The following is a 19,440-nucleotide window of genomic DNA, read 5'->3' on the forward strand; positions in this document are numbered from 1 at the left end:
CAGCCCGCCCTCAGAACGGCGGCGGCTCCTGCTGCCCCCGGCCCACCGGCCCCCGGCCGGACAGCACCTCGCCGTATGCCTGCATCAGATCCGGCAGCCGCAGGGTGGCCAGATCGTCCCGACTCGGCACAGCCGTATAGCCGGAGAGCCGCAGATCGCGGTAGGCGCAGCTCTTCTCGTACAGGGTGCGAAGGAACCGCCCGTTGCCCAGCTCGTCGATCCAGCCCTGGTCGACGACATGGCCGTTGATGGAGCGCAGCTCCTCCAGGGACTCCTCGTCCCACGCATCGCCGTTCTCCGCGGCCAGCACCTCACCGATGGAGGTGAGTTCCAGCGGCCGGTAGCTCGGGAAGTCCACCCGGGTGGTGAAGCGTGAGGAGAGCCCCGGATTGGTGGCCAGCAGCCGGTCCATGCCTTCCGGATAGCCCGCGAGGATGACGACGAGATGGTCCCGGTTGTCCTCCGCGCGCTTGAGGAGGACCTGGAGGGCCTCGTCGCCGTATGCGTCACCCTTGCTGTAGCCGGTGTTGGAGAGGCTGTACGCCTCGTCGACGAAGAGCACCCCGCCGAGTGCCGAGTCGATCAGCTCATTGGCCTTGACCGCGGTCTGGCCGAGGAACTCGCCCACCAGATCCGCCCGCTGGGCCTCGACGAGATGGTCACCGCCGAGCAGACCGAGAGCGTAGAAGACCCGGCCGAGGATGCGGGCCACCGTGGTCTTGCCGGTGCCGGAGGGGCCCGAGAAGACGAAATGGCGTTTCGGTGGCTGCACGGGAAGCCCCTGGCCGGCCCGCAGCCGGGCCATGTTCAGCTGCGCGGACAACGCCTTGACCTGGCGTTTGACGGGCTCCAGGCCGACCATCCGCTCCAGCTCCGCCAGCGCCTCGGCAAGCAGCACAGGATCGCTGGGACCGGCCGGGAAGGGGGCCGTCGGCTGGCCGGGGACCGCGGTCTTCCGCCGTGCCCCGTCGGGCGGCGGCACCCCGATACCCACGAGCCCCGGGGTCTCGCCCCCCGGCCGCAGCTCCCGGCCGTCCACCAGATCGGTACCGAGTGGCGAATCCCCGTCCGACTGTGCCTCCGCCACGGCGTCCGTGCCGAACCCGGCCAGCGACACGGCGGTGAGACCGGCGGCCTCATCAGTGCCTTCGAGGCCGTCGTAGTCCGCGATCGCGGCGAGCCGCGCCGAGGTGTCCATGAACGCCGGGTCGATCCGGTGCACCGCCCGGTAGAGCGGCAGGGCGGCCGCGCTGCGGCCGGTGCCCTCGTGCGCGCGGGCCAGCCAGTAGCGCAGTTCCTTGCGCTGCGGCTGTTCGCTGCGGCAGCGCATCAGCGCGGCGGAGAGCAGCGGCTCGGCCTGCCCGTACATCTCCAGCCGCACGCGCGCCATCCCGCCGAACAGCCCCGCCTCGATACCGAGCATCGGATCGTCGATCAGCTGCTCGGTGTTGCGTACGAGCTGCTCCCAGTCCTTGACCAGATAGGAGCGGCAGGCGTGCAAAAAGCGCACCTGCGGGTCCGCGTCCACCGGCGGCAGGCCGGCCAGCGCACGGTCCAGCTCGGGGACATGGCGCCCGTCCAGCCAGTGCGAGGCGTGCGCGAGGAGCAGATCGCGCGGGCTCTCCAGCACCGGCTGAACCCACCAGCCCAGCCAGTACCAGGAGTTGAGCGTGCGCCGATGGCGGGTGCGCTGTTCGCCGAAGCGTTCACGGTGTCGGTACATGCGCAGCAGCGCCGTCGTGGTGTCGGCCCGCAGCGCATGGAGGCCGAGCCAGCCGTCCGCCATACCGGGATCGATCCGTACCGCAGCCCTGAACTCCTCTTCGGCCTGCGGGTAGGCGCCCATGGTGTAGGCGTCCACGCCGCGCAGCCAGGCGAGGTCGGCCGGGGCCTGTGCGCCCTGCGTGCCGATGTCCATCTGGTCCCCCACAAACCGTGCCCCCAGGATGTCCCGCCGCACGACCTGCCCGCCGAGGCGCGCTGAATCACTGTGCCACGGACGGGAATTGACCGCACCGAGAGGCATCGTACCTGCGCAGGGAGTGTGCGACTAAGAGCGCCGCAGGCGGAAGGGAGACCGTGACCGAGGGTGAGCGGAATCCGTCGAACCGGCGTGGGAAAGAGGGTGCGAGGACAGAACGAAGCCCCCGATCACGGGGGAACAACCGGGGGCTTCGTGTCTGTGAGGGCTCCGAAAAGCCGCACATTGAGAACGTAAGACCTTTACCGCCCTCGGGTCAAGCAGAGTTGAGGTACTTCCAGGCCGATTTCTCACCACTCAGTACGGCGGCGCCAGGGGATCACGTTCTGTGACGGAATGGTTCACTCCTGCTGCCGTGTCAGGCCCCTCCAGCCACTCGTACCCCATGGGCAACTGCCGTACCAGAGCGTCGGCGTGGGAGCGCGAGGGATCGGCCGAGAAATGTTCCGCCTCGGCCGCCGTCCACCCGTCCCAGAAGGCCGAAAGAGCCGGTCCGTCCCGACGGCGGCCCCGCTCCCAGGACTCCGCGGCAGCGAGATCCATCCACAACAGCCGTGCCAGATGGGGCCGCAGCGCCCGGCGGCCCGCCCCGACCCCCTCGATCAGGACGACCGGTGCGGGCTCCAGACCGCGCGGCGCCGCGAACGTCCGCGCGGTCCAGTCGTACGGCGCATAGCGCGCGCACTCACCGCGCGACAGAGGCCCGATCACCTGCTCCCGCAGCCGGTCCACCCAGGTGAAGAAGGACTCGTGGGAGGCCAGGTCGTCCAGATGCAGTACGGGGGCGTCGTCGAGCAGGGCCGCGAGGCGGGACGCGAAGGTGCTCTTACCCGATCCCGCATGGCCGTCGACGGCGATCAGCCGCACCGGTCCGCAGGACGGTGCCAGGGTGCGCAGCCGCGCGGCGAGGAGCGAGAGGTCGTTCATGCGCCCCAGCCTACGAGTCGATCCGAAGCAATCGCAGGTCACGCCAGTGGACCAGACCAATATTGGTTTATTGGCGCACGCCGAATCGCTGGCCGAATCCGGCCACTACCCGCAATAGTTGGCCCACTGTCGTGCACTTGCAGCCCCATTCCGCTTACGACCGGGGGTCTCGCCCATGAACAGACCGACCTCGCGCAGAACCATGCTGACCGCCGCGCTCGCGGTGGCGGCCGCCGCCGGCACGGTGTCGTCCGCCGGCTCCGCAACCGCCGCCGTTCCCGCCGCCCCGCTCCCGGCCCCCCCGCCGGCCGCTTCTCTCGTGGACAACCATTCCTGGCACACGTACACCGACTGGCGCAGCGGTTGCGGCGCCGGGACGCGTGCCGTCGCGGGGCGTCGGCCCGGTCTGGTGATCGGCCACGCCGTGGGGGTCACCGACTACACCGATCCGCACACCGGTCAGACCGCCGACTGGGAGTACGCGACCTGGACCTCGCCGGTCCACCGGTCCGCCGTCCCGGCGACCGAGGTGATCGCCTCCTGGAACGCCGACACCCCGGCGGGCACCTGGATCCAGATCGAGCTGCAGGGCCGCTACTCGGACGCCACCTCGACACCCTGGTATGTGATGGGCCGCTGGGCCGCGGGCGACGCCGACATCCGCAGGACGTCCGTCGACGACCAGAGCGACGGCAAGAGCTCCATCTGGACCGACACGTTCTCGGTGGACGACGCGGCGAGCGGGTTGCGGCTGGTGTCCTACCGGCTGCGGCTCACGCTCCACCGCCCCCCGGGCAGCCGCCTCACGCCCACCGTCCGGCGGCTCGGCGCGATGGCTTCCGACGTCCCGGATCGCTTCACCGTGCCTGCCAGCACCCCCGGCCTCGCCCGGGAACTGCCGGTGCCGCGCTACTCGCAGAACGTGCACGCGGGCCAGTACCCGGAGTACGACAACGGCGGCGAGGCCTGGTGCAGCCCCACCTCCTCGCAGATGATCATCGAGTACTGGGGGCGCAGGCCCACCGCCGAGGAGCTTGCCTGGGTCAAGCCGGGTCTGGCCGACCCGCAGGTCTGCCATGCCGCCCGGTTCACGTACGACTACCAGTACGAGGGCTGCGGCAACTGGCCGTTCAACGCCGCGTATGCCGCGACGTACGACGACATGAGCGCGGCGGTGACCAGGCTCGGCTCGCTGACGGACGTGGAGAAGCTGATCCGGGCGGGTATCCCGGTCATAACCTCGCAGTCGTTCCTCAAGGAGGAGCTGACCGGCGCCGGGTACGGGACCTCCGGCCACCTGATGACCGTGATCGGGTTCACCGCGGACGGCGACGTGATCGCGAACGACCCGGCCTCGCCGAGCAACGAGGCCGTGCGGCGGGTCTACAAGCGCCAGGAGTGGGAGACGATCTGGCTCCGCACCAAGCGCTACGACGCGAACGGCAGGGTCAGAAGCGGTACGGGCGGTGTCTGCTACATCTACTGGCCCGCCGACCCGGCACCGAGTCAGCGCCGGGTTCTGAAGTCACTGGGCCTGTTGTGAGCATGTGCGGCGCCACGGCTGCCTCGACCACCTGACGACGGCGTTCCTGGCCGTCCTGGGTGAGGTGGCCGTACTTGTCCACCGTGGCCTTGATCGAGCGATGCCCGAGCCCGCGAGACACTTCGTGGACGGACAGGCCGCTCGACAAGGTCACGGTGGCCCCTTTGTGTCGCAAGCCGTGCGGGTTCCGACGTCGGAGGGCACGGAGGAGTTGACGGCGAAGTCCATGGAGCCCACTTCCGTGGACGCTGCGGCGGCGCCGAGCGGAAGCAGGCCGCTCGCGCCGGTGCCGAGGCTCACCATGACTGCACGCTCACCGCTGCCCGCAAGCCGGGCGGTCGGCGGCCCCTGCGCTGACGATCCATGCACGGTGGCGGTGGTTGTCACATGCGAGGGTCCGGCGGTGCCTTCATGCCGAACGGCCGAACAGGCACACGTACAAGGCACAGTGGGCTGATGTCGTCGCCGTGGAGGACCGGCTCAAGGCCATCGCACCGCAAGAGCGGGAGACCGTCCGGAAGGCCACCCCGTACTTGCGCTGCCAGGCCCGTTTCGACATCCCCGCCCCGACATCACGGTGTATCGCCGCGTACCGCGACCGGTGTCGGAACCTGAGTTCTGACGGTGCTCCGGGGTGATGATCTGGACCTGTGACCTTCTCCGAGGAGCCGTGGCCTCCGCATGGCAGGTGATTGACTACGCCGCATGGACCTCGCGCGAGCGTTCCCTGCATGCACGGACGTGCTGACGAGCTGGTCCGGTCGGGATGCCGGCCGGTCTTCCCTTGCCCGACGCGTTGGCCTGTCATGAGTGTCGATGGCACACCGTCGGAGCCCGGCCCCGTCTCGACGGCTTGGGACGCGCCCCCTTTCGACCCTGAACTGAGTGCGGCGCTGGCGGCTTTGGGGGACGAGGCGAGGAAGCCGTTCACCCTGGACAACCTTGCGGCCCGGCAGGAGCGGGATGCTGCGGTACGGCCCAGGCCGACGGTCCGGGATCTCCGGGCCGACGGCCGCTTCGAGGTGGATGAGCTGCGTGTGCCTGCACCGTCGGGCGGGCGGGACGTCACGCTCGTGAGCGCGCGGCCCGCCGGGATCGCCGGGCCGCTGCCGCTGCTGTACTACATGCACGGCGGCGGAATGATCATGGGCAATGCGTGGTCCGTACTTCCGCAGCTGCTTCGCGAATGGGCTCTCACGCTGGAGTTGGCCGTCATCTCTGTCGAGTACCGGCTGGCACCACAGGCACGGTACCCCGGACCGGTGGAGGACTGTTACGCCGGACTCGTCTGGGTAGCTGTGCACGCGGCCGGACTGGGCATCGACGCGGACCGCATCATTATCGGAGGAAAGAGTGCCGGCGGCGGACTCGCCGCGGCACTCGCCCTGATGGCCCGTGACCGAGGCGGGCCCGGACCGATCGGGCAACTGCTCCTATGCCCGATGCTCGACGACCGCAACAACACCTTCTCCAGCCACCAGATGGCCGGCATCGACACCTGGGACCGCACCTCCAATGCAACCGCGTGGCAGGCGCTGCTGGGCGACCTGTACGGCGCTGCGGACCTGCCGCCCTACGCGGCTCCCGCCCGCGCCACCGATCTGTCCAAGCTGCCCCCGGCCTACATCGAGGTCGGGTCGGCCGAGACCTTCAGGGACGAGGATGTGGCCTATGCCCATGCGATCTGGCAGGCCGGTGGCCAAGCCGAACTGCACGTATGGCCCGGAGCCTGCCACGGCTTCGACACCTTCGCACCACGGGCAGCTCTCAGCCAGGACGCCCGCAACGCCCGTTCCCGCTGGCTTCGGCGCATCCTCACACAGTCCGGTGCGAGCTGCGGACCTGCCGGCTGAGCACGTTACGGCGGCCGCTGATCGAAGTTCCCGCGCGGGAGCACGAGGCAGCTTCCGCGTCGCATGACACCGGTGCCGGCGTGCGACCGCAACTGGTGCGGACGACCGGGGTGGGGGATGGTGGATGGCGGGGTGTTTTCCGAGATTCCGGAGCAGCCATGGACCGCTATCCCCCCATCGCCGAGCACGGTCTGGTGGGTGACCTGCAGACCGCGGCGCTCATCTCGTCGCAGGGCGTCGTCGACTGGTTCGCCGCCCCAAGATTCGACTCTCCCAGCATCTTCGCCGCCCTGCTCGACCACGACCGCGGCGGGTACTTTCGTCTGGCGCCCGAGGAGACCGACGCTTCCTGCAGACAGCTCTACTACCCCGACACGGCCGTCCTGGTGACGCGGTTCATGTCGCCGGACGGCGTGGGCGAAGTGTTCGACTTCATGCCTCCGGACCAGACCCGCACCCCCACGGATCGCCACACCCTGATCCGCGGTATGCGCGCCGTGCGGGGCACCGTTCACTTCACGCTCGAGTGCCGGCCGCGCTTCGACTACGGCCGGGCCGAGCATCAGCTCGCACTCGACGGCCAAGGCGCCCTGTTCCGGGCTCCGGGGATCGATGGGTACCTGCAGACCACCTTCCCGCTGGAGCGGGACGGCCAGGATGTGCGCGGCAAGGTGACGCTGTGGGCCGGAGAGTCCCACGCTGCGGTCTTCACCGTCTGCGCATCCGGCGCCGAGGCGCCTGCCCTCCCCACCGTCGACGGGCTGACAGAACAGTTCGAGGAGGTCGTCCGCTTCTGGCAGCGGTGGCTGCGCCAGTCCCGCTACCGGGGGCGTTGGCCCGAGCTTGTGCACCGCTCGGTCATCACTCTCAAGCTGCTTACCTACGCCCCCACCGGCGCCTTGATCGCGGCGGCCACGACGGGTCTGCCCGAGCAGGTCGGCGGAGAACGCAATTGGGACTACCGGTTCACCTGGGTGCGTGACGGGGCGTTGTCCGTGCGGGCCATGCTGGACCTCGGCTTCGTCGAGGAAGCCGCAGCCTTTGTGCACTGGCTGGTGGACAGGTTGCGCGAGCGCGAGGGCGAGGACGGAGAGCCGTTGCAGACCATGTACCGGGTCGACGGCAACCCCGAACTGCCGGAAGAGACACTCGATCATTTCGAGGGCTACCGCGGTTCCTTCCCCGTCCGCATCGGCAACGGCGCTGCCGACCAGCTTCAGCTCGACATCTACGGCGAGGCGGTATACGCGGTGTCGCAAGGGGGCGAGATCGCGCAACAGGCCACCTACCAGGGGTGGCGGGCACTGGCCAGAACACTGGACTGGTTCACCGAGAACTGGAACAGACCGGACGAGGGCATCTGGGAGACCCGCGGCGGTCGAAAGGACTTCACCTACAGCCGGGTGATGTCCTGGGTCGCCTTCGACCACGGGCTTCGCCTGGCCGAGGCCTTCCGCAGGCCCGCTGATCTGGAGGGATGGCGCAGGGCGAGAGATGCCATCTTCGAGCAGGTCATGCAACGCGGTTGGAGCGAGACGGAGCGTGCGTTCATCCAGCACTACGACGGCGACGTCCTGGACGCCTCGCTGCTGCTCATGCCGAGGGTTGCGTTCATCGCGCCCAGGGACCCCTCCTGGCTGTCCACACTCGATGCGATGGACCGCAGGCTCGTTTCCGACAGCCTTGTCTACCGCTACGACCCGGCGGCTTCTCCGGACGGGCTACGCGGCTCGGAAGGCACCTTCAGTCTGTGCACCTTCCTCTACGTGGACGCGCTCGCCCGGGCGGGCCGACTGCCCCAGGCCCGCTACACCTTCGAGAAGATGCAGATGTACGCCAACCACATCGGACTCTTCTCGGAGGAAGTCGGTCCGAGTGGGGAGCAACTGGGAAACTTCCCACAGGCGTTCACCCACCTGTCGCTGATCATGGCCGCCGTCACCCTCGATGAGGCGCTCGATCATGAGCAGGGGCGCTGACCGCATGCCGCGGCTGAGCGTCGAAGCGTTCGCCGAACTCCGTGAACGCGAAACGGGGTCACCGTGCCTGGTGGCTACTGCGGGGGAGCGACGGTGATCAGCCCGGTGCTCTTGCCGAGGATCACCACCCGGCGGGTCGTGACAGCGTCGTGCACCGGCAGTCAGCCGCCGGTGGCGAAGCCGGGGAAGAGCGTCATTCCACCGTCGACGTAGAGCGTGCTGCCGACGACGTAGTCGAGCAGGTCGGAGGCGAGGACGACGACGGCGTTGGCGATGTCCCCCGGGTCACCCACGCGGCGGTACGGGATCAGCCGCAGGAGATCGGCCTCGGCCTCGGGGGTCGACCAGGCGTCGCGGTTGATCGGCGTGCGGATCGCGCCGGGTGCGACCGCGTTGACTCTGATCCGCCGGGGGCCGAGCTCCTGGGCGAGAGTTTGCATCAACATCCCCACACCGCCTTTGGAAGCGGCGTAGTTCACATGTCCCGACCACGGGATGATCTGGTGGACCGAGCTCATGCAGATGATTTTCCCGGCTGAGCGGGACACCTCTTCCACCACGCCGCGCCGGACGAACTCCCTGGCGGCCTCGCGGGCGCAGAGGAACTGACCGGTCAGGTTGACGTCGATGACCTTCTGCCACTGGGCGAGCGTCATCTCCGTAGCGGCCGCGTCCCGCTGGAGCCCCGCGTTGGCCACCATGATGTCGATGGTGCCGAACGCCTCGACCATCCGGGCGACCATGTCGACCACCTGGGCCTCGTCGGACACGTCGGCCTCGTGGGCGTAGGCACGGACCCCGAAGTCCTTGATCTGCGCCACAACCTCTTCGGCCTCGCCCGCGCCGGCGACGTAGTTCACGACAACGTCCGCTCCGGCCCGGCCCAGGGCGATGGCGGTCGCCAGGCCGATACCCGAGTTGGCACCGGTCACCAGCGCCTTCTGGCCCCTGAGGAGTTGCGCGGACACGGTCCCGCGGTTTTCGTCGGCGCTACCTGCCACGATCTCTCCTCAGGCGGTTTCGAAGGGTGCGCCCGCCCACGCGATGAACGCCTACGGGAACAGGCGACGCACATGAGGGAGGGGGCCTCGGCCGCCCACCAGGACGGGCGCACAGGCACTGACGCAGACCTGCGCACCAGACGAAAGCACCCTGAGCCGCGGGCGGTCGGATCGCCGCGCCATACTGCCGTGTTTCAGGCGGGCACGTCACACGGTCGGGTTACGGGCTGCTTCGGCCTTACCGGTCGTTTCCGCGGCCGAGGCCGCTCAGCCATGTCGGACGCAGACCAGCCGGACGTTACCCGCCCACCAGCGGGTATTCAGAGGCGGCGTGCGGCTGAGGGCCCGCGACGATGGCTCGCATGTGCCTCCCTCACAGCGATGGCCATCGACGCGGCCATCGCCTGATGCCCGCCCTCCTTCTCCGGCATGCGAGCGATATATGCGAGGGATAGGCTGTTGACAACAGCCAGGTTCTCCAGGCGGTGTCGCAGACACCGGTCGCCAGGTTCGTGACGACCAGTTCTGCCTACGGAGACCTTTGATGAGCGCCGCTGTCACCTTCGCAGGCGAAGGGGCGGGCAACAGCCGATTTTCTCTCTCGGAGACCCACCCTTGCGTTGTGCGCGCCGACGCGGTGCCACCTCGGTGACCGCCGCTCTTCAGCCCCCGAAACGGAGGGTCGGCATGAGGGTTGTCGTAGATCTTTCCCGATGCCAGGGCTACGCGCAGTGCGCATTCCTTGCCCCGGAAGTGTTCCGGATGCACGGCGAGGAAGCGCTGATGTATCACCCGAACCCCGACGACTCCCAGCGCGAACAGGTGGAACGCGCTGCGGCAGCCTGCCCGCTCCAGGCCATTCTCGTCGACCGGCTCAATGAGTGGGACGCGCCGGCGGAGGCGTCGCCGTCATGAGCAGCGCGCACACGCTTCAGGGGTTCAAGCGCGACGGCCGCATCGCCATCGTCGGAGCCTCACTGGCGGGACTGCGGGCCGCGGAGGCCCTGCGCGGTGAGGGATTCACCGGGTCATTGACCATGATCGGCGACGAGCTGGGAGAGCCCTACGACCGGCCCCCTCTGTCCAAACAGGTACTGACCGGGTGGGTGCCGACCGACGGCACCACATTGCCGCAGCGTCGCGACATCGATGCGCAGTGGCTTCTGGGCGTGCCCGCCAGCGGCCTCGACCTGGCGACCAATCATGTGCACCTCGCCGACGGCAACGACGTCGCCTTCGACCGAGTGCTCATCTCCACAGGAGTACGCGCCCGGCCCTGGCCCGTCGAGGCAGAAGCCTCCCTGCACGGCGTCTTCGTCGTCCGCACGCGCGGGGACGCCGAAGGCCTGCAGCAGGCACTCGCCGCCGGCCCCTCCCGCGTACTGATCATCGGCGCGGGCTTCACGGGCTCCGAGATCGCCTCCATCTGCCGCGAGCGTGACATTTCGGTCACCGTCGCCGAGCTCGGACCCGCCCCGCTCGTCGGGGCACTCGGCGCCGTGATCGGTGGCGTTGCCGCTGACATGCAGCGTGCCCACGGCGTCGACCTGCGCTGCGGCGTCAAGGTCACCCGGCTGGAAGGTGACGCGCAGGGGCGGTTGTGCCGCGCCCACTTCTCCGACGGCAGCACCGTCGACGCCGACGTGGCGGTGGTGGCGCTCGGCGGCATCCGCAACACCGATTGGCTGCAGGATTCAGGACTGGCGGTGGGCGTATGGGGAATCGCCTGCGACTCGGGCTGCCGCGCCTTCGACTTCAACGGCCTGGTCACCGATGACGTCTTCGTCGCCGGAGACGTGGCACGCTGCCCGCACCCGGTCTACGAGTACCGCTTCATCTCGCTGGAACACTGGGCCAACGCCGTGGAACAGGCCGATATCGCGGCACACAACATGGTCAACGCTCAGGCGGACCGCTGGCCGCACCTGGCCATCCCGGCGTTCTGGTCCATCCAGTTCGGTGTCAACATCAAGTCCGTCGGTGTGCCGACCTTTGCCGACGAGGTCGTTGTCACTCAGGGTTCAGTTCCCGACCGCCGCTTCGTCGCTGCATACGGCTACCAAGGCCGCGTCACCGCGGCCGTCAGCTTCAACAACGCGAAGTGGCTGGACCACTACCGAAAGCTGATCGAGACGGCCGCGCCCTTCCCGCCGCCCTGCCCCACACCCGACCGACCCGTCGACGCGAAGCCGGTGCCCGTCGACTTTCCCGGCCCCCTCCTGCTCAGCCAGGGCGCCACGGTAGTGGTCACCGGCCATGACCCGAGCGAGCGGCGCGTCACGGCCGTGCGGATCCACCGGTAGGAGGCGACATGACCGAGACCAGCACCCTGCACCGAATCCTCGACTACTCCGCTCGCGCCGACCCGTACCCGCTGTACGCCGAACTGCGCAAGACCCCGGTGGCCCTGCAGGAGGACGGCAGCTACGTCATCAGCACCTACCGCGAGATCACCGACATACTGCACAACCCGCACCTCAGCTCGGACGCCCGCAACCTGTCGCGGCCGACGCCGGCAGCCGAAGAGCGCGACACGCCTTCGTTCATCACCATCGACCCGCCCGAGCACGACCGCCTACGTCGCCTGGCGATGCGCCACTTCGGCCCGCCGTGCACGCCGGGGCTGGTGACCGGCATGCAACCCGACCTGACCGCGATCGTCGGCAGCCTGATCGACGACTTCGCGAAAAACTCGCAGCTGGTCGACATCGTCGACGACTTCGCCTACCCGTTCCCCGTCACCGTGATCTGCCAACTGCTCGGCGTGCCACGCGAGGACGAACCACGGTTCCACCAGTGGGTCAACGCCATCATCGACTCGCTCGACTACAACCCGGAGACCGACCCGCCGGAGAAAATGAACCATGGCATGCAGGCCACCAAGGACATGCACCAGTATCTCGGTGGGCTGCTGGAGCCACGCCACGGCCGGCCCGGCGACGACCTGCTGTCACGGCTGGCCAACGACGACGGGCCCGATGGGCGGATGACCGACAAGGAAATCATCAGCACCGCCCACCTGCTGCTCATTGCCGGCCATGAGACCACCGTCAACCTCATCACCAACGGCATGCTGACGCTTCTGCGCCACCCGCACGTACTCCAACGGCTGCGTGGCGAACCGGACTTGATCGTGCGACTGGTCGAGGAGCTGCTGCGCTACGAGCCCCCTGTCCACATCATCCCCTGGCGGGCGGCGTACAGCGACATCACCCTCGCCGACACCGTCATCCCCAAGGGTTCCCGGATCATTCTCATGCTCGCCTCCGGCAGTCGCGATCCGGACCGCTTCGACGATCCCGACCGCTTCGACCCCGATCGACAGGACAACCAGCACCTCGGGTTCGGCAGCGGCATCCACCTGTGCTTCGGAGGCCCGCTGGCCCGGCTGGAAACCCAGATCGCACTCAGCGAGCTGGTGCGCCGACTCGAGCGGCCCAGGCTGGTGACCGACCCGCCGCCGTACCGGCCCAGCCCGATCCTGCGGGGGCCGATTCATCTGCACATCGAGCAGAGTTGACAGTGCTGTGGAGGAGGCGCTCACCGTGCGGGGCCGTAGGCATCCCCACGGGCAGAGCGAAGCTCAGTACGCCAGGCACCACTTCCACGGACGCACCCCTGACACCCACCGCCCCGGTGAATCTTCCCGATCGCGGGTCGTGGCGCACCGGACCGGCCTGCGGCGACGCGGCTGGATCCGGCTGCTCGTCCCGGCTGGGCAACCGCTGGTTCTTCAGGGCGGAGTGACGGACGTCTCTACCGCGGGGGGCCTGTCATCACGGACGAAACGGGGCGGAAGGCCGACGGCCCGCCGCCCCGCTCCTGGGGCCGGTCGCGCCGGACACAGTGACCGGCTAGTTGATCGCCTTGATCAGCTCGCCATCGGTCGTGTCACCGCTGAGCTCCCAGAAGAAGGTGCCCCCCAGCCCCTGCTGGTTCTTGTAGTCCGTCTTCGTGGCGATGGTGGCCGGGGTGTCGTAGCTCCACCAGTCGGTGCCGCAGTGTGCGTACGCCGTTCCGGCGATCGTGCCGGTGGCCGGGCAACTGGTCTTCAGGACCTTGTAGTCCTCGATGCCCGCCTCGTACGTACCGGGGGCCGCTCCGGTCGCGGTGCCGCCGGGCGCGTCCTGGGTGACGCCGCTCCAGCCGCGCCCGTAGAAGCCGATGCCGAGCAGCAGCTTCGACGCGGGGACGCCCTGCGCCTTCAGCTTGTTGATGGCGGCCTCGCTGTTGAAGCCCTCCTTCGGGATGCCGCTGTAGGAGGTCAGTGGGGAGTGCGGGGCGGTCGGCCCCTTCGCGTCCCAGGCGCCGAAGAAGTCGTACGTCATCGGGTTGTACCAGTCGACGTACTTCGACGCGCCGCCGTAGTCGACGGCGTCGAGCTTGCCGCCGTCGGAGCCGTCGGCGGAGATTGCCGAGGTGACCAGGTTGTCCGCACCGAACTTGGAGCGCAGCGCGGCCAGCAGGTTGCCGTAGGCGTCACGTCCGCTGGTGTCGCAGGTCAGACCACAGGCGTTGGGATACTCCCAGTCGATGTCGATGCCGTCGAAGACATCGGCCCAGCGGGGGTCCTCCACCAGGTTGTAGCAGGACTCGGCGAACGCGGCCGGGTTCTTCGCCGCCTCGCCGAAGCCGCCGGACCAGGTCCAGCCGCCGAACGACCAGATGACCTTGAGGTTCGGGTGCAGCTTCTTCAGCTTGCGCAACTGGTTGAAGTTGCCGCGCAGGTCCTGGTCCCAGGTGTCCGCCACGCCGTCGACCGACTGGTCGGCCGTGTACGCCTTGTCGTAGTCGGCGTACGAGTCGCCGATCGCACACTTGCCGCCGGTGACATTGCCGAAGGCGTAGTTGATATGCGTGAGTTTGTCGGCCGAGCCCGACGTCTCGATGTTCCTGACATGGTAATTGCGCTGGTAGACACCCCAGTTGGTGAAGTATCCGACCACTTTGTCGCCGGCCGCCGTGGGGGTGGCGTCGGCGGCTGCAGGAGCCGCGGCCTGCGTGGCGGTGGGGGCCGCGCCGGCTGATGCGGTGCCCGCGGCACCCAGCAGGGTGGCGCCCAGGGCGACGGTGCAGGCGGCTGCGGCAAGCGCCTGGAGGCGGGCGCGGGGATCGTACGGTCCGAACATCTTGTCTCCTCGTGGGGGAGGGAACTCGGCAGTGGGGGGCGCGCTTTCGGCCATCCGTGGACTTGGTATGAACGCGGAAAGGCCGGTTCGGTGGAACCGTAGATGGACTAGACCAGTTGGGTCAATGGTTCGGACCAACTTCGGAGACCGTTCCGCTCGCCCCCGAGTCGCTCGGTCACCCCGTGACGGATATCGTCCGATCGGGCATACTCAAGCCGCCACAGCCGCTGGCCGGCGACTCTCGAAATCCGGGAGTCCGGCATCGGCTGGGCAGCAGTGCTTCTCCGGGCCGTGCCCGGAACGCCCCCCGGCGGCGCCGCCCACACCCCGCGCGCGCGACCGTCGCAACGCCCGACAGGGAGGAGAGCGCCGTCATGACCGACCGTGCCCCGCAATTGGTGGAACGCCGTCTACCCACCGAGGAGTCCAGGCAGCTCGTCGCGCTCGTCCGCGACATCGCCCAGCGAGAGATCGCGCCGAGGGCGGCCGAGGAGGAGGACGCCGGCCGGTTCCCGCGCGAAGTCTTCACTCTGCTCTCCGAGTCCGGACTGCTCGGACTGCCCTACGACTCCGCCCACGGCGGTGGTGACCAGCCGTACGAGGTCTACCTCCAGGTCCTCGAAGAGCTCGCGTCCGCCCGGCTCACCGTCGGTCTCGGCGTCAGTGTCCACTCCCTCGCCTGCCACGCGCTCGCCGGATACGGCACCAAGGAGCAGCAGGCCGAACACCTCCCGGCGATGCTGGGAGGTGGCCTGCTGGGCGCCTACTGCCTCTCCGAGCCCGCCTCGGGCTCCGACGCCGCCTCGCTCCGTACGAAGGCCGTACGGGACGGCGACGACTGGGTCATCACCGGCACCAAGGCATGGATCACGCACGGCGGCATCGCCGACTTCTACACGGTCCTGGCCCGCACCGGAGCCGAGGGCGCCCGTGGCATCACGGCCTTCCTGGTCCCCGGCGACGCCGAGGGGCTGAACGCGGCCGCCCCCGAGAAGAAGATGGGCATGAAGGGCTCGCCCACCGCCCAGCTGAACTTCGACGGCGTACGGGTCGCCGACGCCCGCCGGATCGGTGAGGAGGGCCAGGGCTTCGCGATCGCCCTGTCCGCGCTCGACTCCGGACGCCTGGGCATCGCCGCCTGTGCGATCGGCGTCGCCCAGGCCGCACTGGGCGAGGCCGTCGCCTACGCCACCGGGCGGCAGCAGTTCGGCCGGCCCATCGCGGACTTCCAGGGCCTGCGCTTCATGCTCGCCGACATGGCCACCCAGATAGAGGCGGGCCGGTCGCTCTACCTGGAGGCGGCCCGGCTGCGCGACGAGGGCAGGCCCTTCTCGCGCCAGGCGGCCATGGCCAAGCTGTTCTGCACGGACGCGGCCATGCGGGTGACCATCGACGCGGTCCAGGTGCTCGGCGGATACGGCTACACCCTCGACTTCCCCGTCGAGCGGCTGATGCGTGAGGCCAAGGTGCTGCAGATCGTCGAAGGCACCAATCAGATCCAGCGGATGGTCATCGCGCGCCACCTCGCGGGTCCTGAGACGCGCTGACCCGCAGCGGTCGCTCCGACCACACGGGCGTCGTCATGATCCGGTTCCACTCCTGGTCATGGCGGCCCGGCAGGGTCCGCCCCGTGCCTTCCCAATGACGCAGCATGGACCGGTAGATGGGTGGATCGGTGGAGTGCGGCGCCGGTCGCGGCGTGGACCGGGGCGGTACGGGCTGCGGCACCGGCTGCGAACCGGGCTGCGGAACCGATTCTTCGGCGGTCGGAGCGGCGAGGCGGCGGCGACCGGGACCGGCCGTTGAGTGCAGCAGGGTCATGCCTCGCCAACGGTGCGGGGCGGGCGCAGGTCACTGCCCGGCCGATTCGAGAGCCCGTTCGCCGGGTTCCCGGGCGGCGCGGTCTCATCGACAGCGGGCACCACGCCGGCCGGGCCGTCGTGGTGCAGCGCAGTTGTGCCGGACGCGTCCGGGCGGTCCCGCGCAAGTGCGGGAAGGGCCCTCAGGCGGCGTTGCGCCGCATCTGCGGCACCCGCAGCGGGCGCGAGCCGGGGCCGCCGGCATGCGAGAACGGCTGCATGCGCCAGTCGAGCCCCTGAGGGAGCGTCAACAGCAGTGCCGTCTCCTGCTCCTGGAGGACGAGCGACTCGTCGGCGGGCCGCGCCTGGGACGCCGCGCGGCCGGTCCCGGCACAGACCGTCAGAACGAACGGATTCCACGGAGTCGGGCACAGCGCGTGTTCCGGCAGTACGTCCTCGTCCGCCAGCAGCGCGATCGGCTGCGCGCAGTCCGGGCAGATCACCCGGTACATCTCGAACATGTCGTACGCGTCGGGAGCGGTGTCCTCGACCGGATCAACGGGCTCCGGTTCGGTACGTCCGGTGAGCTTCAGGCTCTGCATGGGAAATTCCCCCCTCGGGTGGGCCGACAAGGCGCCACGGCCTCGACCACAGCAAGCACTTCCCGTCACGCATCGGCCGTAACCACGAGGGGGTCGACTACCCACCCGTAAACCTGTGGCATTCGTCACATGGCCGCCGCAGGTGCCCTTCCGGAGCCCTCACCGCTGTGCCTGGAGGGACCTGGGGCAATAGGTTGATCCGTATGGAGGAGCTGGACCGACAGATCGTGGAGTTGCTCGTCAAGGACGGGCGGATGAGCTACACCGACCTGGGCAAGGCCACGGGCCTGTCCACCTCGGCGGTTCATCAGCGTGTCCGCAGGCTGGAGCAGCGCGGGGTGATCCGGGGCTATGCCGCGGTCGTCGACCCCGAGGCCGTCGGCCTGCCGCTCACCGCGTTCATCTCGGTGAAACCCTTCGACCCGAGCGCGCCGGACGACATCGCGGAGCGGCTCGCGGGCGTCCCGGAGCTGGAGGCGTGTCACAGCGTCGCGGGTGACGAGAACTACATTCTCAAGGTGCGTGTCGCGACCCCGCTGGAGCTGGAACACCTGCTCAGCCGGATCCGCTCGCTGGCCGGTGTCTCCACCCGGACCACCGTCGTACTCTCCACGCCGTACGAGGCCCGGCCCCCGCAGATCTGAGGGGGTCGCGGGACGCGCGGGTCCGGGCAGGCGCGAGACTGGTCCCATGACCGAGAGCACCGCCCCCCAGAGCGAACACCGCACCGTACTGCTGCGCGGTGGAGACGTCCACAGCCCCGCCGACCCCTTCGCCACCGCCATGGTGGTCGAACGCGGCCATGTTGCCTGGGTGGGCTCGGAAGGGGCCGCCGACGCCTTCGCGAGCGGCGTCGATGAAGTGATCGACCTCGAAGGTGCACTGGTCACCCCCGCGTTCACCGACGCCCACGTCCACACCACATCGACCGGCCTGGCCCTCACCGGCCTCGACCTCTCCGGTGCCCGGACCCTCGACGAGGCGCTCGGTCTCCTGCGCGCGTACGTGGCGGCGCACCCCGCGGACCGGGTCGTCCTCGGCCACGGCTGGGACGCCACACGCTGGCCGGAGCAACGCCCGCCGTCGCGCGGCGAGCTCGACGCGGCCGTCGGCGGACGGCCGGTGTACCTGCCCCGTATCGATGTGCACTCCGCGGTCGTCACCACCGCCCTGCTCGATCTGGTCCCGGGCGTCACCCGACTGACCGGGTACCACCCCGATGCCCCGCTGACCGGCGCCGCCCACCACGCGGTGCGCTCCGCGGCCCACGGCGCCGTCTCGCCGCAGCAGCGCGCCGACGCCCAGCGCGCCGCTCTGCGCCACGCCGCGTCGCTCGGCATCGGCACCGTCCACGAGTGCGGCGGCCCGGACATCTCCGACGAGGAGGACTTCGTCGCGCTGATCGAGCTCGCCGCGACGGAGAGCGGACCACGGGTCTTCGGCTACTGGGCCGAGCAGGTCGGCGACGAGAAGGACGCCCGCCGCATCCGGGAACTCGGTGCGATCGGCGCCGCCGGCGACCTCTTCGTCGACGGCTCGCTCGGCTCGCACACCGCCTGCCTGCACGAGCCGTACGCCGACGGCCCGGCCGGACATACGGGTACCGCCCACCTGGACGCAGCGCGGATCGCCGCCCATGTCACCGCCTGCACCGAGGCCGGGCTGCAGGCCGGATTCCACGCCATCGGCGACGCGGCGGTCTCCGCCGTGGTGGAGGGCGTCCGGGCCGCCTCCGAGACGCTCGGCCTGGCCCGGATCAGGGCCGCCCGGCACCGTATCGAGCATGCCGAGATGCTCACCCCCGAGACCGTTGCCGCCTTCGCGGAGCTGGGTCTGACCGCTTCCGTGCAGCCTGCCTTCGACGCGGCCTGGGGCGGCGAGGAGGGCATGTACGCGCAGCGGCTCGGCACCGAGCGGGCCAGGACCCTCAACCCGTACGCGGCGCTCCTGCGGGCCGGTGTGCCCCTGGCCTTCGGCTCGGACAGCCCCGTGACCCCGCTGGACCCGTGGGGGACCGTACGGGCCGCCGCATTCCATCGCACGCCCGAGCACCGGATCTCCGTACGGGCGGGCTTCACCGCCCACACCAGGGGCGGCTGGCGGGCCGTCGGCCGCGACGACGCGGGGGTCCTGGTACCCGGTGCCCCGGCGGACTACGCGATCTGGCGCACCGCTGACCTGGTGGTCCAGGCCCCGGACGACCGGGTCGCCCGCTGGTCGACCGACCCGAGGTCGGGAACGCCCGGCCTGCCGGACCTCACCCCGGGCGCCGAGCTTCCGGTCTGCCTGAGCACCGCGGTCTTCGGACAAAATGTCTACGTACGGCCGAACGAGTGACGTCCGGACATTTCGTACCGCCGATCGAAGACGTCCCCGCTCCGCCGCGACCTGCGGATCTTCGCTACTGACCAGGCAAGTTCCGTGAACATCGCAGGTCAGGCACCTATTGACAGAACGCGCCCACCGGCCGGTAGGTTCGGCCGAGTCCACCACAGGACGTCCGACCGGTTAAACCTCCACGCAGTCGTCGAACGCCGCTGGGTCATGGGGTGGTGCGCCGCACCGGTGCACCACCACTGACAGCCAGGTTCAGCGCCCGCGCCTCGGGGGCGAGGGGAGGTTTCAG

Annotated in this window: 15 protein-coding genes; 9 read left to right on the forward strand and 6 right to left on the reverse strand. The window is 69.5% G+C overall.

From position 1 onward, the window contains the following. Window positions 1-10 precede the first annotated feature (10 nt). A complete protein-coding gene (locus GA0115254_RS07730; protein ID WP_176740015.1) occupies window positions 11-1,918 on the reverse strand; it encodes an AAA family ATPase in 1,908 nt (635 codons plus the stop codon). A 360-nt stretch (window positions 1,919-2,278) separates the two neighbouring features. Continuing rightward, window positions 2,279-2,908 carry a uridine kinase family protein gene (locus GA0115254_RS07735; RefSeq protein ID WP_093894544.1) on the reverse strand — a complete coding sequence of 210 codons (630 nt, stop codon included), beginning with the start codon at window positions 2,906-2,908 and terminating at the stop codon, window positions 2,279-2,281. Between the two features lie 175 nt (window positions 2,909-3,083). On the opposite strand from GA0115254_RS07735, the gene GA0115254_RS07740 reads away from it, so the two are divergent. Further along, the gene (locus GA0115254_RS07740) at window positions 3,084-4,451 is read left to right on the forward strand and encodes a peptidase C39 family protein (RefSeq protein ID WP_093894545.1); all 1,368 of its coding nucleotides are present in this window, start codon (window positions 3,084-3,086) and stop codon (window positions 4,449-4,451) included. A gap of 150 nt (window positions 4,452-4,601) precedes the next feature. Here the strand turns inward: GA0115254_RS07740 and GA0115254_RS44250 are convergent, their stop codons facing one another. Beyond that, window positions 4,602-4,754, reverse strand: a complete 153-nt coding sequence (locus GA0115254_RS44250) for a hypothetical protein (RefSeq protein ID WP_176740016.1) — start codon at window positions 4,752-4,754, stop codon at window positions 4,602-4,604. 503 nt (window positions 4,755-5,257) lie between these two features. On the opposite strand from GA0115254_RS44250, the gene GA0115254_RS07750 reads away from it, so the two are divergent. Beyond that, window positions 5,258-6,304: an alpha/beta hydrolase gene (locus GA0115254_RS07750; protein WP_176740017.1), complete on the forward strand. Its 1,047-nt coding sequence runs from the start codon at window positions 5,258-5,260 to the stop codon at window positions 6,302-6,304. Between the two features lie 158 nt (window positions 6,305-6,462). Next, window positions 6,463-8,283 carry a glycoside hydrolase family 15 protein gene (locus tag GA0115254_RS07755; protein ID WP_093894547.1) on the forward strand — a complete coding sequence of 607 codons (1,821 nt, stop codon included), beginning with the start codon at window positions 6,463-6,465 and terminating at the stop codon, window positions 8,281-8,283. A gap of 161 nt (window positions 8,284-8,444) precedes the next feature. Here the strand turns inward: GA0115254_RS07755 and GA0115254_RS07760 are convergent, their stop codons facing one another. Then, the gene (locus tag GA0115254_RS07760; protein WP_093894548.1) at window positions 8,445-9,284 is read right to left on the reverse strand and encodes an SDR family oxidoreductase; all 840 of its coding nucleotides are present in this window, start codon (window positions 9,282-9,284) and stop codon (window positions 8,445-8,447) included. Window positions 9,285-9,971: 687 nt separating this feature from the next. On the opposite strand from GA0115254_RS07760, the gene GA0115254_RS07765 reads away from it, so the two are divergent. The 3 genes from GA0115254_RS07765 to GA0115254_RS07775 are packed head-to-tail and all read left to right on the forward strand — an operon-like array spanning window position 9,972 to window position 12,804. After that, window positions 9,972-10,199, forward strand: a complete 228-nt coding sequence (locus GA0115254_RS07765; protein ID WP_093894549.1) for a ferredoxin — start codon at window positions 9,972-9,974, stop codon at window positions 10,197-10,199. Next, complete coding sequence (locus GA0115254_RS07770) at window positions 10,196-11,587, forward strand: NAD(P)/FAD-dependent oxidoreductase (RefSeq protein WP_093894550.1); 1,392 nt, start codon at window positions 10,196-10,198, stop codon at window positions 11,585-11,587. The genes GA0115254_RS07765 and GA0115254_RS07770 overlap by 4 nt, the downstream gene beginning before the upstream one ends. An 8-nt stretch (window positions 11,588-11,595) precedes the next feature. Further along, entirely contained in the window at window positions 11,596-12,804 is a 1,209-nt protein-coding gene (locus tag GA0115254_RS07775) for a cytochrome P450 (protein ID WP_093894551.1), read from the forward strand. A 334-nt stretch (window positions 12,805-13,138) separates the two neighbouring features. Here the strand turns inward: GA0115254_RS07775 and GA0115254_RS07780 are convergent, their stop codons facing one another. Next, a complete protein-coding gene (locus tag GA0115254_RS07780; RefSeq protein WP_093894552.1) occupies window positions 13,139-14,413 on the reverse strand; it encodes a glycoside hydrolase family 18 protein in 1,275 nt (424 codons plus the stop codon). 374 nt (window positions 14,414-14,787) lie between these two features. Between GA0115254_RS07780 and GA0115254_RS07785 the strand changes: the two genes are divergently transcribed. Beyond that, complete coding sequence (locus tag GA0115254_RS07785; RefSeq protein WP_093894553.1) at window positions 14,788-15,960, forward strand: acyl-CoA dehydrogenase family protein; 1,173 nt, start codon at window positions 14,788-14,790, stop codon at window positions 15,958-15,960. A gap of 455 nt (window positions 15,961-16,415) precedes the next feature. Here GA0115254_RS07785 and GA0115254_RS07790 read toward each other — a convergent pair whose 3' ends face one another. Further along, window positions 16,416-16,814 (reverse strand): hypothetical protein, encoded by a 399-nt coding sequence (locus GA0115254_RS07790; RefSeq protein WP_093894554.1) that lies wholly within the window; start codon window positions 16,812-16,814, stop codon window positions 16,416-16,418. A gap of 203 nt (window positions 16,815-17,017) precedes the next feature. On the opposite strand from GA0115254_RS07790, the gene GA0115254_RS07795 reads away from it, so the two are divergent. Beyond that, window positions 17,018-17,458 carry an Lrp/AsnC family transcriptional regulator gene (locus GA0115254_RS07795; RefSeq protein ID WP_093894555.1) on the forward strand — a complete coding sequence of 147 codons (441 nt, stop codon included), beginning with the start codon at window positions 17,018-17,020 and terminating at the stop codon, window positions 17,456-17,458. Window positions 17,459-17,504: 46 nt separating this feature from the next. After that, window positions 17,505-19,151 (forward strand): amidohydrolase, encoded by a 1,647-nt coding sequence (locus GA0115254_RS07800; protein WP_093894556.1) that lies wholly within the window; start codon window positions 17,505-17,507, stop codon window positions 19,149-19,151. Window positions 19,152-19,440: the final 289 nt, after the last annotated feature.

It is taken from the genome of Streptomyces sp. Ncost-T10-10d, from assembly GCF_900091955.1.
Taxonomy (GTDB): Bacteria; Actinomycetota; Actinomycetes; order Streptomycetales; family Streptomycetaceae; genus Streptomyces.